A 14,351-nucleotide genomic window follows, 5' to 3' on the forward strand; every position below is an offset into this window, starting at 1 on the left:
AGAATAGAATACTCTTGAAATATAAATAAAGTACAATGCATGGCTAACTGGTTTTTTGGTGATGACATAAAGATTAAATTCGGGAAACTGTCTGCTATGAAACACCTATCTCTCTTATTTGCATGCTTCATTTTATTTCATTCTTACTTATTCTCTCAAGAAAGACCGCGTGAAAAAGGGATTATTTTTGGTGTGCTTCCCTCAGGTACTCTGAATGCCATCACTGACGTACCTGGAGTGAAAGTGGGTCATTTCACCAAAATAGAAGGAGACAATATCCGTACAGGAATAACAGCAATTTTGCCCCATGGTGGAAATATTTTTCAGCAAAAAGTCCCCGCAGCTATCTACGTGGGAAATGGCTATGGTAAGTTGGCTGGAGTGACGCAGGTGCAGGAGCTCGGCAACATCGAGACACCGATAATACTCACCAATACGCTAAGTGTGGCCGCTGGTGTAGAAGGAGCAGTACGCTATTCTTTGGGGCAGGCAGGGAATGAAAATGTCCAATCCGTCAATGCTGTAGTCGGCGAGACAAACGATGGATACCTGAATGATATTCGTGGAATGCATATTTCTGCTGCGGAAGTAATACAAGCCATCAAAACTGCAACCGGCGGGCAAGTCACGGAAGGAAATGTGGGTGCGGGAACAGGGACGGTTTGCTTTGGCTGGAAAGGCGGAATAGGAACTTCATCGAGAAAACTTCCTGAGAGTTTGGGAGGATATACTGTCGGGGTGTTGGTTCAAACCAATTTCGGTGGGAATCTACAGCTAGATGGCGTGGCAGTGGGCGAGAAAATGGGCAGGTATCCTTTCAGAGATGCCATGGAAAAATCCGACGGAAGCTGCATGATCGTGGTGGCCACTGATGCGCCGGTTCTCGATAGGAATCTGGAGCGAATGGCCAAGCGTGCCATCATGGGTTTGGCGAAAACAGGAGGAATAGCTTCTAATGGATCGGGAGATTATGTGATTGCATTCAGCACTGCAGAAGGACTTCGGGTTCCTTACGCTGCTGAAAATGGAACGCTTGAAGCAGCAGAATTTATAAGAAATGACGATATGACTTCCTTATTTTTGGGAGTGATAGAGGCTACGGAAGAAGCGATTATCAATTCCCTTTTCGCAGCAGTGACTATGACCGGCAAGGATGGGCATACCGTCTCAAAACTCCCTGTGGAGCAGGTCATGGAATGGATGAACTAAAACTAAACCAAAAAGCTAAGTGGAAGTAAAAGATAAAGACTGTTGTGCTATAGAGGAGCAAATCAATCCGGATGGCCAATCAATCGAGAATGGGTATGATCCAGATCATTCCGATACGAAGGATGAGCGCATGCTGAGGTTCTTTGCGCCAGCCATTTTTTCATTTGTAGTGATGCTACTGGGACTGGGCTTTGACCATGTTTTTCCCCAGGATTGGTTTCAAGGCTGGCTCAGACTTAGTTGGTATTTACTTGCCTATTTGCCTGTAGGACTTCCTGTTTTGAAAGAAGCCTGGGGAAGTATTCTGAAAGGGGACGTATTCTCAGAATTTCTGTTAATGGGAGTTGCTACCGTAGGCGCGTTTGCGATTGGAGAATATCCAGAAGGCGTTGCGGTGATGTTATTTTATTCAGTAGGGGAAGTTTTTCAGTCCATGGCAGTGAGCCGAGCAAAAACAAACATCAAAACTTTGCTAGATCAACGACCTGATGAAGTAACGATTTTACAGGGAAATTCTACCCAAACGATCAGAGCTGCCCATGCAAAGATCGGAGACATCATCCAATTGAAGGCAGGGGAAAAGCTTGGTTTGGATGGGGTGTTACTTTCGGACAAAGCGTCATTTAATACATCAGCATTGACAGGAGAGAGCAAGCCAGACACCAAGCAAAAAGGTGCTGAAGTACTTGCAGGAATGGTCAATCTAGCTACCGTTTCTCAGGTAAAAGTGACGAAATCCTACACAGACAGTAAGCTCTCCAGAATCTTAGAATTGGTACAACATGCGACTGCGCAAAAGGCACCCACCGAGCTTTTCATTCGGAAATTTGCCAAGATTTATACCCCAATCGTGGTCTTTCTAGCACTTGGGATTTGCTTTATCCCATTCCTTTTTGTGGACAATTATGTATTCAGTGATTGGCTTTATCGCGCCCTGATATTCCTGGTGATTTCCTGTCCTTGTGGTCTTGTGATCAGCATTCCTTTAGGCTATTTTGGAGGAATAGGAGCTGCCAGCAAAAATGGTATTCTGTTCAAAGGTGGTAATTTCTTGGACAGTATTGCACAAATCAGCCAAGTCGTGATGGACAAAACCGGGACGATGACTGAAGGAGTGTTTCGGGTGCAGGAAGTACATCTTCAGCCAGCATTTGAGGACATAAAAATCCTCGCTTTTGCCAATGCGCTGGAGAGTAAGAGTACACATCCAATTGCTACTGCGATTAAGGAGCAGGTGGGTGAAATTGATTCCGGCATTATCTTAGAAAATATAGAGGAAATTGCCGGTCATGGTATGAAGGCAGAAGTGGGAGGCAAAGAATTGTTGGTGGGGAATTTCAAGCTGATGGATAAGTTTTCGATCCCCTATTCCATTGATCCTTCCGGCATAGTTTACACTTTAGTTGCGATAGCCTACGATGGGAAATTTGCCGGTTACTTGACCATCGCAGATAGTATAAAACCTGATGCCCAGCAGACTGTTGATCGATTGAAGTCAATGGGAGTTGGTATCACGATGCTAAGTGGTGACAAAAGCAATGTGGTCAAGTTTGTGGCGGACAAATTGAGCATTCCCAATTCCTTTGGTGATTTGCTTCCAGAAGATAAAATAGCAAAGGTCAAGGAGATCAAAGGACAAAAAGGAACTGTGGCCTTTGTGGGCGATGGGGTCAATGATGCGCCTGTAATAGCTATTTCGGATGTTGGGATAGCGATGGGAGGATTGGGGAGTGATGCTACCATCGAGACTGCGGATGTGGTAATTCAGGATGACAAGCCCAGTAAAATCCCCATGGCAATTTCTATTGGTAAAAAGACCAAGCAAATAGTCTGGCAGAACATTGGTTTTGCTTTTGGTGTGAAGGTCATGGTGATGATTCTGGGAGCACTAGGAATGGCGACCATGTGGGCGGCCGTTTTTGCAGATGTGGGAGTGGCGCTGCTTGCAATATTGAATGCCATACGGATTCAGAGAATGAAGTTTTAACCATAAGTTGCCTTGACCTTGCCTGATTTTGGTTTACACTTTTGTCTCCTTCTTGCAAAAAAGCGGATATACATTCACTATAAAATGACCAGGACAAAGAATAATGAAAACACGACTGCTTTTGAGAGCAATTCTAGAAAAGCTGTAGAATTATAGGTAGGTGAGGCGTATATTTCACTCTTGATCCTAAGCTCTACCACTATTTTTTTGAATCAAGGCATTCAAATCTCACTTATCAGAACTCTTAGCAATGATGCGGCATTTTCCCCTATTTTTACTCAAACTACTAAACCATCTTAAAACAGATGATATCGAGCATGTCGCAGGCGTCACACATCCGGATGATTTTCTACCATGCGAGATCCCGTATGACCTTTAAAAAACAATTATAATCACATGAAAATTAACTTTACCGGAAAGGCAGCATTTGCCTATTTACTGATTTTTATATTTTTTATCAGTTATGCTCATGCCCAGACTTATGCTGAAAATGGAATGGTGGTATCCGACCATGTCATCGCCTCACAGGTAGGAGTTGATATTTTGAAAAAAGGAGGAAATGCCATCGATGCTGCCGTTGCGACGGCCTTCGCGTTGGAAGTGACTCATCCAGAAGCGGGAAATATCGGTGGGGGAGGTTTCCTCGTTTTCCTAAATTCTGCCGGTGAGGTGACCACCTTTGATTTTCGTGAAAAAGCGCCTTTGGCAGCTAGTCCAACCATATTTTTAGATGAAAATGGTAAGATCAAAGACAATGCTAACCACCAGGGATTGTTGGCTGTGGGCGTTCCCGGCACGGTCGCAGGACTCTATCAAGCGCATCAGAAGTATGGTAAGTTGCCTTGGGCAGATTTGGTCAAACCATCAGTAGATTTAGCCAAGAATGGATTTACAATGACTTGGGGCTTATACCTTGCTGCGCAAAGAATAACCGATCGCAATCCTTCAGAGGATATTATGAAAAATTATTTCCGAGGTGACAATGGTGAAATCGTGCAACCTGGTGAAACATGGAAGCAGCCAGCACTTGCCAAAACCCTGAGATTGATACAGAAAAATGGTCGGGATGGGTTTTACAAAGGCGAAGTCGCTCAGGAAATTGAAGATTACATGAAGGCAAATGGAGGGATCATCACCAAAGAGGATTTAGAAAAATATGAAGCCGTAGAGCGTGAGCCTGTGAAAGGCACCTTCAATGGTTACGATATTTATTCCATGCCTCCACCCAGCTCCGGAGGAGTTGCCTTGATAGAAATGATGAATCTCATGGAAGTGGCGAATATTTCCGAGTTTGAATTCAACTCTACCGCTTATGTGCATTTGGTGGCTGAAGCGATGAGAAGAGCATATGCTGATCGGGCAGAGCACTTAGGAGATCCGGATTTCAACCTTGATATGCCTTTGGATAGATTACTTTCAAAGGATTTTGCAAAAAAGCGATTTGAAAATCTAGACCTGACCAAAGCTTCTATCTCAGATCCGGCTCAATTCAGTCATCCTTACGGTGGAGATAATACCACACATTTTTCTGTGGTGGACAAAGATGGAAATGCCATCTCCATGACTTATACCTTGGAAAATTCCTATGGGGTAAAAATGGGCTCCTCCAAACTTGGATTTATTTTCAACAACGAAATGGGCGATTTCAACCCCGTCCCTGGCGAAACCACCACAACCGGCCAAATCGGCTCTGACCCTAATCTAGTGGCTCCAGAAAAAAGAATGTTATCCAGCATGACCCCTACCATAGTGGCAAAAGACGGAAAACCATACCTGGTGATAGGTAGCCCGGGAGGAAGGACGATTATCAATACGGTTTTCCAGACGGTTTTAAATGTTTTGGCTTATGATATGCGAATAGATCGTGCCATAGAAGCCCTGAAAATTCATCATCAGTGGTTGCCAGATCGTATTTTATACGAGCGATATTTACTTTCACCGGATACCCGAGATGCTCTGGAGAAAATGGGGCATACACTTACGCCAACTACTAATATTGGCGTGCTGATGGGCATCACATATGATGCATCTACAAAACTGTTTACCGGAGCTTCTGATTCTTCAAGTGAAGACGGAGGAGCTAGAGGATATTAATAGAATCATCCGAAATAATGCCAGTCACCAAAATTTCTTTGCTTACCCGGCAGGAAGACCGAGGACAGGAGACCGAAGTGGCCACAATACCAAGGAAATTCTCAAATCATGTATTAGTTTAGTTTTTATAGTAGCGGAATTACACTGAATAAAATATAAACGTGGAAAAAGAAACAGGATTAAGGAGAGAAATCGGTGTATGGGGACTCTCTGCTAACATCGTAAATATCATCGTCGGTGCAGGAATCTTTGTTTTGCCGGCCATTGTTGCCGAGATCATGGGTGCCTCAGGAATCTTTGTGTACCTATTCTGTGGGTTTCTGATAGCTTTAGTGATGCTGTGTTTCGCAGAGGCAGGGAGCAAGGTAACCCGATCAGGAGGAGCTTATGCCTATGTGGAAACAGCTTTTGGCCCTTATACGGGCTTTTTGGCAGCTGTATTCATGGTGATGGGAAGTGCTTTTTCAGATGCTGCAGTTGCAAATGCATTGGTAGAATTAATAGGATTAGCTTTTCCTGTTTTCACTAATCAAATCATCCGTGTTTTACTTTTGTTTTTGATTTTTGGGGGATTAGCTTACCTCAATGTAATCGGTGTCAAGCTAGGGATTGGCTTGGTGAAAGTCAATACAGTCGCAAAATTAACCCCGTTGATACTCTTGATATTTTTCAGTTGGAAGGATGTTTCGCTGGCTAATTTATATATAGAGAATGCAACCTCTCTCAAGAATTTCGGTGCTGCTTCTCTGATCCTTTTCTTTGCTTTTCAGGGTGGTGATGCAGGGTTAACTGTTGGGGGTGAGATCAAAAATCCTCAGAAGACAGTTCCAAAAGCTATTTTCATAGGAATATCCTTTGTCTTGATCCTGTATATTCTAATTCAGACTACTGCACAGGGTGTTTTGGGAGATCAATTGCCAGATTTTAAGGAAGCACCTTTGGCGTCCGTTGCTAATGTTGTTTTTGGGCCAATAGGCTTCACACTGCTATTAATCACTGCGGGGGTATCTATGTTTGGGATGCTGAGCGGAGAGATTTTGAATTTGCCGAGAGTGTTATTTGGCTTGGCTAGCGACCGAATTATTCCTTTGGATAAATTAGCGGCTATCCATCCTCGATTTAAAACTCCCTATTTATCGATTTTGCTTTACGCGGGTATTGGTTTTACCCTAGCTGCTGTTGGCGGCTTTCGGCAGTTGGCAGTCATCGCTTCAGCCAGTATGCTTTTGGTATATTTTGGCGTAGCTCTATCAGTAATCAAGCTTAGGAAGATGGAGAATACCGATTCTGGAAATTTCAAAATCCCGTTTGGCTATACTGTACCAATTCTTTCGGCTGGAATTATTCTCTTTTTCCTTTCCAACCTGACGGGATATGAGAAGGTAGGAATCCTTGTATTTATTGTCGTGCTGACATTGATTTACTACTTGATGAAGCTTATTTCCATGGGAAAAAAATAGGGTGACATTCGCGGTGCGCCATACTGACTAAATGCTTCCGACCGTAGAAAGAGCAATCAGGAAAGGACATTGACGGGGATGGGAAGACAGGCTGAGTCAGAAAACCACGTTTTTTAACAAACATATAATGCCTTTTAAAAGGCGTTTTTTCGGATGAGAAAATTCTATATTAGATTAAATAGTAAACTTTCCAAACCCAAAAATCATGATCAAATTAACAGTTCTCTATATTCAGCCTGAAGATCCTGCCGCTTTTGAACGCTACTATGCGCCCACTCACATGCCACTTATGGGTAAAATAAATGGTGTGGTCAAAGCTGAAGTGACGAAATTTCTCCCTGAGACTGATGGGTCCAATCCAGCCTATTATCGTTTAGCAGAACTCTATTTTGAAAGTCCTGAGGCTCTTTAAAAATCAATGGACTCGGCTGAAGGGCAAGCTACTGCTGCAGATCTTCCAAATTTTGCTTCAGGCAGATTTAAGATTTTGGTAGGAATGGTTGGTTAACTTTCCAAAAGAAAACCCTTCAACATAAAAATCGAAACCTTTCTTCATACTAGATTTAGAGGATAGACTTTATAACGTACCCGGCTATCCCTGCCTACCCAAAATATGTCCATTATGGCTAAATTATTTTTCCTGATCCTAGTTACATTTCTAACCTCTAGCCTACTTTTCGCCCAAAATAGCAAGGATCTGGCTAAGGTGACTTCAGTGTTCCTAGAGACCTTACCCACAGCACAAAAAGCACTAGTTCAATTTGACTTTTCAGATACGATACGAACAAAATGGACCAATTTACCGATTGGCTTAGCCCCAAGAAGCGGGTTGAAATTTGGTGAGCTTTCGGAAGAAAGCAAGATCAAATTCCATCGGATTCTGAGTGCTATTTTCAGCTCTCAGGGCTACCTGAAAGTCTTCACTATCATGCAAGTCGATGATATTTTACATGAAATCATGGAGATCGCTTATCAGCGAGCCCAGATGAATGAAAACACGATCAAAATGATCCGGACGCTGGATTGGGATTACGGCAATTATTTCATTGCAATTCTGGGAGATCCTGCAGCAGATGACATTTGGGGATTGAAATTCGAAGGGCATCATGTTTCTATCAATTTGACAGTTTCGGGAGATGAATTCTCGATGACACCTGTATTTCTTGGCTCCGACCCCGCAGTAGTAGAAGTGACCCAGTATGCAGGATTGCGCCCCTTGAGCAAGGAGGAGGACTACGGGTTTTGGTTTGTGAATACACTAGATGAAGGTCAAAAAGCCAAGGCAACACTGAGCGAAAAAGTACCCGGAGACATTCTGACGAGCCCAGCACGTGATCAGTGGATCAGTGAATTTAATGGCATCAAAGGATCAGAGTTGAATCCGGACCAGCAAAAAATTCTTCATTACCTGATCGAGGAATATGTCAATAATCTAGATCACCCAAAAGCTGAGGAGTACTTAGCTATCCTTCATGCCCGCGGAATAGATGAAGTCTATTTCACTTGGATCGGTAGCTATGAGCCTATGAAAGCTCATTATTACATGATTCACAGTCCAGACTTCATCATCGAATACGACAATGTAGGCTTCCTGGACAATGCCAATCATATTCACACGATTTGGAGAGAAAATGGGAATGACTTTGGCGAAGATATACTAAGACAACACCGTCTGGCACACCAACATTGAAAGCCTCAGCCAACATCAGGTACAGTTGGATATCAATTGTCAGACAATCAAAAAATACCCTGTCATTTATAGGAGTTTTGGCGTATTTCACCTCTCAATTAGGATAGATCCCTTTTTGATATATTCTCTGGGATTACTTTGAATAGAATGGTTCTACTATCCTATCCTTAAAGATACATCAGGAGACCTAGATCATAATCTGTGGGTTACCAATGAAATGGGGGTGACCAAGTTTGATAGATCCAAAAACAACTTTATAAATTTTGATTTCACAAAGATTTTTGACCTGGCAATTGGGTCTGGAAGGGCACTAAAAGTACGTGCAGATTCTAGAGGAAGAGTTTTTGCAGGTACAGGCCTAGGCTTGAGTTTAAGCTATGATATCATAAAAGCACATGGTGGAGAGATCGAAGTAAACAGTATAATTGCTGACTCAGCTAGCCCAAAAGAGTCATCTACTGAAATTATTCTTATTTTGCCTATTGCTTAGTCCTTTTTTTTAATGCAAGCCCTGTTTACATGGATTTTATACTTCTGATTATTGCCTTTCGGTTTCTTCAAAAGCATGAGCAAACCAAAACGTTATTTCCCGAATGGCAAGGCTATTTCCTGAAAGGATTAATAGCTGCCTGTTGTTTTTTGACCATCCAACTGTTATTTGACAGCACGGATCCTTTGATGCGCTGGGTGGCACATAGTATGAATTTATTGGTGGTTTATGCAGCCTATAACCGTAAGGAATTTTACCCACTCAAGCCATACGTGTATGCATTTTTTCCGGTGGTATTGGTGCATATCTTTCAGGATATCACAAAACTTGTGGCTACCGAATTTTATGTTAGGTGGGACAATTGGTTTGAGACCGCGGAATTATTTGCCTGGATCTGGCTAGTAGCACAATTCGTCATCAACCACAAGCAGCGAAAAGCTTTGGAAATGGAGCGAATCAAAGCTGTCCAGAAAGAAATAGAATTTAAAAACTCCCAAAAATTAAAAGACGCCCTTGAAGTGCAAGTAGCAGAGCGCACAGCAGAAATAATGGCTCAAAAAGAAGAACTGCTCAACACCCTAAATGAACTGAGATCCACACAGTCTCAATTAATACAATCCGAGAAAATGGCCTCCCTGGGAGAATTGACAGCAGGCATAGCGCATGAAATACAGAACCCGCTGAATTTTGTGACCAATTTTTCTGAGCTGAATAAAGAGCTACTCGGCGAGTTGAAAGCCGAATTGGAAAAAGGAGATTTAGAAGAGGTAAGCCTAATTGTGAGTGATCTCGCCGCCAATGAGGAGAAAATCATCCACCATGGTAAGCGCGCAGATGCAATCGTGAAGGGAATGCTACAGCACAGCCGCAGTAGTAGTGGAGTCAAAGAACCGACTGATATCAATGAACTGGCAGATGAATACCTTCGCCTAGCCTACCACGGCCTCCGAGCTAAAGACAAGTCATTCAATGCCACAATGGAAACCGACTTTGACAAGGCCGTAGGCAATATACATGTGGTACATCAAGAAATAGGAAGAGTGATTCTGAATTTGGTGAATAATGCCTTCTATGCTGTATCAGAAAAGAAAAAGCAGTTGGCCGAACTTGGAAATTCAGAACTTTCCACAAGCTATCAGCCCACCGTCTGGATGAGCACCAAGAGAACAAACAAAGGCTTTGAAATCAGGGTGAAAGATAATGGCACAGGAATGCCTGATCTGGTGAAGGAAAAAATATTCCAGCCTTTCTTCACCACCAAACCAACTGGGTTAGGTACTGGCCTAGGACTCTCGCTTAGTTATGATATTGTGAAAGCACATGGTGGAGAATTGACAGTGACTAGTCACATCGGAGCATTGGAAAATGGTGAGGAATCTTGGACCGAATTTCTTATTTCTATTCAAGGCTGACAAAGCGAACCAGACCATAATTTTTTTTTCAAAATTGGATTTTTCAAATTTCGATTTTTGACCAATAATTTCTATCTAGTAGGAATCAGGCCTTTTTAAGTGTTCCAAACAGATGAAGAATTATAAAAAAAGTGCAAAAATTGTTTTCTGAAAAGCGTTTTATATGGCATAAAATATATTTACCTTTTGACATTCTTTTTCGGATATCTGAGCCAACAGATTTATACCAACTTGAGTTTTTACGATGAGAAAATTTCTCTTTTTTCTGGGCGGTGCGTCACTTTTTTTTTCCTGTACCAATGTGCAGGACAACAAAACTGTAGCTACACCAAATCCTATGGCTCTCCCGGCAATGATTTCATTAGATAAACTTGCGGACACGATCCGGCCAATTCGAGTTAATCTGACCGATGTCCCAAAACCTGTAAGAATAAAATTACCTACCCAAGCTATTGGATCATATACCCATCTGAATGAATCGGGGACTTTATCAACTATCAACCTAAATCCTCCAGCCTCACAACATTTGCCCTATTTGACTGATGAAAATGATCAAATTATAAGGAATACTTCTGGCAAACCTTTCATTCAAGGTGATGGTGGCATTTCACAATTCAAAAATTTCACTACTGACAATGGCTTAGCTTTAGATGCAGTCAATAGTGCTGTTTTGGATAGCAGAGGACATCTTTGGTTTGCCACCAATGGAGGGGGAGTCAGTAGATTTGACGGGATAGCTTTCACCAACTATACTACCTCTCAGGGATTAGCTGGCAACACTGTGCGTGTAGCCTTAGAGGACAGTCAGGGCATTCTATGGTTTGGCACAGTGGGAGGAGGAGTGAGTAGTTATGATGGTCATGTGTTCACTACCTATACCACAGAAAATGGCTTGGGAGATGATGCTATTTTGAGCATAATGGAAGACTCCGACAGCAATATATGGTTTGGCACCTATGGTGGAGGGGTGAGTAAGTATGATGGGAATTCGTTCACAACTTTTACTACGGATCAGGGATTAGCAGATGATGTAGTAATCAGTATTGCCGAGGATCACTCAGGAGCTATTTGGTTTGGCACTAATGGTGGAGGTGTGAGTCAATATGACGGCAGTTCCTTTACAAATTATACGATTACTGAAGGGCTTCCTTCGAATAGGATTAGAAGCATAAAGGTCGATCATTCCGGAACAATTTGGTTTGGCACCATTGGCGGTGGAGTAAGTAGGTACGATGGTCAAAATTTTAAAACCATCGGACGTGGAGATGGACTGGCCAGCTTGGTGATTCGTGCAATCGTCGAAACCATAGAAGGAACGCTATGGTTTGCTACGGAACATGGTGTGAGTAAGTACGATGGCAAAAATATGACTACCTACACCCGCGAACAGGGACTTGCGAGTAATAGCATTTTGGACATTGTGATCGATGTGAATGGCAGACTTTGGTTTTGCACTGAGGGTGGTGGAGTAAGCAGATTTGACGGTAGTAGTTTTACAAATTTTACTTCTTCTCAAGGCTTAGGAGGTAATATTGTGTTGAGTACTGTGGAAGACAAAGATGGGAACTTATGGTTTGGAACTGCCGGAGGAGGGGTAAGTAGGTTTGATGGTGAGAGGTTTACCAGCTACACTGCAACCCAAGGTCTGGTCGGCGAAATCGTCAGTAGCAGCCATCGGGATCAGAAGGATCAACTTTGGTTTGGAACTGGTGGAGGGGGAGTCAGTATGTTTGATGGAGAGGCATTTACCAACTATACTATCACCCATGGATTGGCAGCAAATGAAGTGTATAACATCAATGAAGATTACCGTGGGAATCTGTGGTTTGGAACAGATGGCGGCGGAGTTAGCAAGTATGACGGTAAAGGGTTTACTACATACACCACTCAGCATGGCTTGCCAGGGGATGTGATCTTAGGCATTGCGGAAGATAATTTCAAGAAACTCTGGTTTGGTGCAGCCGATGGTGGCTTAAGTAGATTTGATGGAGACACCTTCACTAATTTCACCTCAGATCAAGGACTTGCTGACAATGCCGTAATCCGACTTGTCAAGGATAAGCAAGGAAATCTCTGGGTAGGAAGTGAAAATGGTCTGAGTATTTTGAGTGCTGAAAAAATAAAACAAATCGAAGGTGTTCTTGAAATGGATGATTACAGATCAATTTTAGAGGATTCCATTTCATTTTTCCAAACCTTCACCACCGCCGAGGGACTTCCGGATAATATGATCCTTCAAATCGCAGAATTGCCGGAGGGGAAAATGGCTATAGGCACCAATCTGGGTATTGCCGTTTTTGATGGAGCACCAGATGGAGCTCCTCTAGATTCACTAAGAAATATTGAGATCTTCAATTCAGAAACGGGTTTTCCTGTGAAGGATCTTGTAGATGGGCAAAATGGGATGTATGTAGATCGAAAGGGTATTCTTTGGGCTGGAACTGGCAACAACAAAACTGCCTTAGTTCGCTTTGATTACAAAAAATTAAAAAGAAATCATACCCCACCATCCGTTCTGATAAAGGAACTTAGACTTAGTGAGGAAGTCATTTCCTGGCATACCTTAAATAAGCGTTACGAAGGAATTTCGGCAAATACTTTTCCCCGCACCATAGATGAGCTGATCGTTTACGGCAAAGAATTGAATGATTTAGAGCGAGAAGATTTACAGAATAAATTCAAAGGAATAGAATTCGACAGCATTTCTGGTTTTTATCCCTTACCACAAAACCTTGTCCTTCCCTACCGAAATAATGATATCAATATTGATTTTGGAACAGATGAGCTTTCCAAGCCATATTTAATTGAATATCAATATATTCTTGAGGGCTATGACGAGAAATGGAGTCCTATCCTCAAAAAAACCACCGCCAACTTCGGTAATATTCAGGAAGGAAAATACACATTTAAGGTAAAAGCCCGCTTTACAGGTGCAGCTGATTCCGGTGCCGGTGAATGGACAGTTCCGATGAGTTATAGCTTCGAAGTTCTTCCCCCATTGTACAGAACCTGGTGGGCCTACTTGTTCTATGGCCTACTTTTCATCTCTCTGATATACCCGATTACTATTTATCAGCGAAATCAAGTACTCAAAGCGGAAAATGAGCGGACAAAGGAACGTGAGTTGCAACATGCCAAAGCCATAGAAGTAGCTTACACTGAGCTAGCCTCCACACATGAGAACCTAAAGGAAACCCAAGCTCAGTTGCTGCATTCCGAAAAAATGGCTTCTCTAGGGGAATTGATGGCAGGAATAGCTCACGAGATTCAGAATCCATTGAACTTTGTAAACAATTTCTCAGAAGTGACCAATGAGCTAGTCAAAGAAATCAAGGAAGAAAGAACTAGACCGGATGCGGAGCGGGATGCAGAGCTAGAAGATGATATTCTTAAGGATATTGAGAGTAATCTCGAAAAAATCACCAAGCATGGCAAGCGTGCCGGAGCCATCGTAAAAGGAATGTTACAACATAGCCGAAGCGGCAAAGGAGCCAAAGAACCCATGGATATAAATGTGCTTGCAGACGAATACCTAAGATTGTCTTACCATGGATTACGAGCCAAAGACGGCGCGTTCAATTCTGATTTTGAAATGGACTTTGACTCGACCCTTCCCACCATACCATTGGTAAGCCAGGACGTGGGTAGAGTACTGTTAAACCTGTTTAATAATGCTTTTTACGCAGTCAATGAAAAGAAAAAAGAGGGAGAAGAAAATTATAAACCGCTAGTAACCGTCAAAACCTCGAAAATAGAGCTCTCCAAGTACAAAAGCAGCATTCAAATCAAGGTGACAGATAATGGAAAAGGTATTCCAAAAGCAATCGTTGAGAAGGTTTTTCAGCCGTTTTTTACTACAAAACCTACTGGTCAAGGGACTGGATTGGGCCTCTCGTTAAGCTATGACATTATCAAGGCTCACAATGGTGAAATCCGAGTAGAATCAACTGAAGGAGAAGGAACCACCTTTACTATTAGCCTATACATTTCATCCTCCATTCCTAGTTAA

General features: G+C 42.5%; 9 protein-coding genes. All 9 read left to right on the forward strand.

Features of this window, described 5'->3' with window-relative positions; genetic code table 11:
- Positions 1-96 precede the first annotated feature (96 nt).
- The 9 genes from U3A58_RS19130 to U3A58_RS19170 all read left to right on the forward strand — a co-directional run bounded on the left by U3A58_RS19130 (position 97) and on the right by U3A58_RS19170 (position 14,351).
- Complete coding sequence (locus tag U3A58_RS19130; protein WP_323826006.1) at positions 97-1,209, forward strand: DmpA family aminopeptidase; 1,113 nt, start codon at positions 97-99, stop codon at positions 1,207-1,209.
- 130 nt (positions 1,210-1,339) lie between these two features.
- Entirely contained in the window at positions 1,340-3,196 is a 1,857-nt protein-coding gene (locus U3A58_RS19135) for a heavy metal translocating P-type ATPase (protein ID WP_416377315.1), read from the forward strand.
- Positions 3,197-3,592: 396 nt separating this feature from the next.
- On the forward strand, positions 3,593-5,290 hold the full coding sequence (ggt, locus tag U3A58_RS19140) for a gamma-glutamyltransferase (RefSeq protein ID WP_323826008.1): 1,698 nt from the start codon (positions 3,593-3,595) through the stop codon (positions 5,288-5,290).
- Positions 5,291-5,451: 161 nt separating this feature from the next.
- Positions 5,452-6,750 (forward strand): APC family permease, encoded by a 1,299-nt coding sequence (locus U3A58_RS19145; RefSeq protein WP_323826009.1) that lies wholly within the window; start codon positions 5,452-5,454, stop codon positions 6,748-6,750.
- 205 nt (positions 6,751-6,955) lie between these two features.
- Positions 6,956-7,162 (forward strand): EthD family reductase, encoded by a 207-nt coding sequence (locus tag U3A58_RS19150; RefSeq protein ID WP_323826010.1) that lies wholly within the window; start codon positions 6,956-6,958, stop codon positions 7,160-7,162.
- A 210-nt stretch (positions 7,163-7,372) separates the two neighbouring features.
- Entirely contained in the window at positions 7,373-8,440 is a 1,068-nt protein-coding gene (locus U3A58_RS19155) for a DUF3500 domain-containing protein (protein WP_323826011.1), read from the forward strand.
- A gap of 217 nt (positions 8,441-8,657) precedes the next feature.
- A complete protein-coding gene (locus U3A58_RS19160) occupies positions 8,658-8,930 on the forward strand; it encodes an ATP-binding protein (protein WP_323826012.1) in 273 nt (90 codons plus the stop codon).
- A gap of 29 nt (positions 8,931-8,959) precedes the next feature.
- Complete coding sequence (locus U3A58_RS19165) at positions 8,960-10,342, forward strand: sensor histidine kinase (protein ID WP_323826013.1); 1,383 nt, start codon at positions 8,960-8,962, stop codon at positions 10,340-10,342.
- A 244-nt stretch (positions 10,343-10,586) separates the two neighbouring features.
- Positions 10,587-14,351 (forward strand): two-component regulator propeller domain-containing protein, encoded by a 3,765-nt coding sequence (locus tag U3A58_RS19170; RefSeq protein WP_323826014.1) that lies wholly within the window; start codon positions 10,587-10,589, stop codon positions 14,349-14,351.

This window comes from Algoriphagus persicinus (genome assembly GCF_035156415.1).
In the GTDB taxonomy this organism is placed as follows: domain Bacteria; phylum Bacteroidota; class Bacteroidia; order Cytophagales; family Cyclobacteriaceae; genus Algoriphagus; species Algoriphagus persicinus.

What these genes read in the sequence shown, in the direction of transcription:
- U3A58_RS19165 (WP_323826013.1), top strand. Translation starts at nt 8,960, where the DNA reads ATGGATTTTATACTTCTGATTATTGCCTTTCGGTTTCTTCAAAAGCAT.
- U3A58_RS19150 (WP_323826010.1), top strand. Translation starts at nt 6,956, where the DNA reads ATGATCAAATTAACAGTTCTCTATATTCAGCCTGAAGATCCTGCCGCT.
- U3A58_RS19130 (WP_323826006.1), top strand. Translation starts at nt 97, where the DNA reads ATGAAACACCTATCTCTCTTATTTGCATGCTTCATTTTATTTCATTCT.
- U3A58_RS19155 (WP_323826011.1), top strand. Translation starts at nt 7,373, where the DNA reads ATGGCTAAATTATTTTTCCTGATCCTAGTTACATTTCTAACCTCTAGC.
- U3A58_RS19135 (WP_416377315.1), top strand. Translation starts at nt 1,340, where the DNA reads ATGCTGAGGTTCTTTGCGCCAGCCATTTTTTCATTTGTAGTGATGCTA.
- ggt (WP_323826008.1), top strand. Translation starts at nt 3,593, where the DNA reads ATGAAAATTAACTTTACCGGAAAGGCAGCATTTGCCTATTTACTGATT.
- U3A58_RS19160 (WP_323826012.1), top strand. Translation starts at nt 8,658, where the DNA reads ATGGGGGTGACCAAGTTTGATAGATCCAAAAACAACTTTATAAATTTT.
- U3A58_RS19170 (WP_323826014.1), top strand. Translation starts at nt 10,587, where the DNA reads ATGAGAAAATTTCTCTTTTTTCTGGGCGGTGCGTCACTTTTTTTTTCC.